Genomic DNA, 1,409 nt, shown 5'->3' on the forward strand with positions numbered 1-1,409 from the left:
GCCATTAGCTGCGACTCGGCCGACTGTGCGCCAGTTCCGGCCGATGTGGCAGCGGCGTGGGTGACCGCGGCGGCCTGCATGCCCTGCCCGGCGGGGTTGGTGGTTTGCATCGGAGCGGTGAACGGCGTCACCTTCGTGGTGGGTGCGACCTGAGCGGCGTATCCGTACATCGCCGCGGCATCTTGGGCCCACATCTCCCCGTATTGGGCTTCCAGCTGGGCGATGATCGGCATGTTTTGACCGAGAACGTTGGTCGACACCGCCTGCGCCAGCTGGAGGCGGTTAGCCGCGATCACCGGCGGCGGCACCGTCATCGCAAAGGCGGCCTCATAGGCAATCGCGGCGGCCTTGGCCTGGACCGCCGCCTGCTCGGCCCGTGCCGCGGTGGTGGACAACCACGTCACATAGGGCGCGGCGGCCGCGGCCATCGAAATCGACGCCGGGCCCGACCACAGGCCACTGATTTCGGAGATCGCCGAGCCGTAGCAGGACGCGGTCGTGTACAGGTCGGTGGCCAACACGTCCCAGGCAGCGGCGGCCGCCAACATCGGTCCCGCGCCCGCGCCGGCGTACATCCGGCCAGAGTTGACTTCCGGCGGTAATGCTCCGTAATCCACTACTTGACGTCCTGGCCTCGTCGGTCGCTACAGCCTGCCGATCTACTCGACCTCGTAGTCACGAATGCGATGCCCTTCCTCGCCATCGGCGACGGCTGCGATCCACTATCTGAGACATAAGTTCACTAATGAAGATATAAGGCGTTCAGAGGCGTCAGCGGTACGCAGTAATGAACTCTTTCTATCTTTAGGTGAACACTCGTCGTTGGTAGTGCACAGTCGGCTCCCGGCCATCTAACGTCGCTAGCGAGCGGCTCGTGAAGGCCGTTGAGACCGAGCACTGAGGAGAAATCAGCGTGGCGTTCGTAGAAACCCAGCCGGAGGTGCTATCCGCTGCGGCTCGCAATTTGGTGGCTATCGGCGCGTCAGTGGCGGCGCAGAATGCGGCTGCGGCGGGCCCGACGACGGGAATAGTGCCGCCGGCAGCCGATGAGATTTCGGCGCTGACGGCGGCACAGTTCGCCACGCATGCCCGGATGTATCAGGCGGCCAGCGTCCAAGCCGCGGCAATTCACGACATGTTCGTGAACATGCTGGGCACCAGCGCCGGTTCGTACGCGGCCACGGAAGCCGCCAACGCCGCCGCGACCAGCTAGAGGAGACGTAGTGCTGGATTTCGGGGCGTTACCGCCAGAGGTCAACTCCGCTCGCATGTATGCCGGACCGGGGTCGGCGGCGATGATGTCCGCGGCGTCGTCCTGGCGGTGGCTGGCCGCCGAGTTGGAGTCCGCCGCAATCGATTACGACAGGGTGATCACGCAGCTGACCAGTGAGTGGCGCGGCCCGGCGTCG

Annotated in this window: 3 protein-coding genes; 2 read left to right on the top strand and 1 reads right to left on the bottom strand. The window is 65.4% G+C overall.

Annotated elements, in window-relative coordinates; all coding sequences use genetic code 11:
* On the bottom strand, window positions 1-617 hold a 617-nt coding region (locus A5707_RS19410; protein WP_156658148.1), incomplete at its 3' end, for a PPE family protein.
* A 296-nt stretch (window positions 618-913) separates the two neighbouring features.
* Between A5707_RS19410 and A5707_RS19415 the strand changes: the two genes are divergently transcribed.
* Together A5707_RS19415 and A5707_RS23515 are read left to right on the top strand one after the other, a co-directional pair.
* Complete coding sequence (locus tag A5707_RS19415) at window positions 914-1,213, top strand: PE family protein (protein WP_065012573.1); 300 nt, start codon at window positions 914-916, stop codon at window positions 1,211-1,213.
* A gap of 13 nt (window positions 1,214-1,226) precedes the next feature.
* A partial coding sequence (locus tag A5707_RS23515; RefSeq protein ID WP_156657385.1) for a PPE domain-containing protein occupies window positions 1,227-1,409 on the top strand: 183 nt, incomplete at its 3' end.

Source organism: Mycobacterium kyorinense (genome assembly GCF_001672775.1).
Lineage (GTDB): Bacteria > Actinomycetota > Actinomycetes > Mycobacteriales > Mycobacteriaceae > Mycobacterium > Mycobacterium kyorinense_A.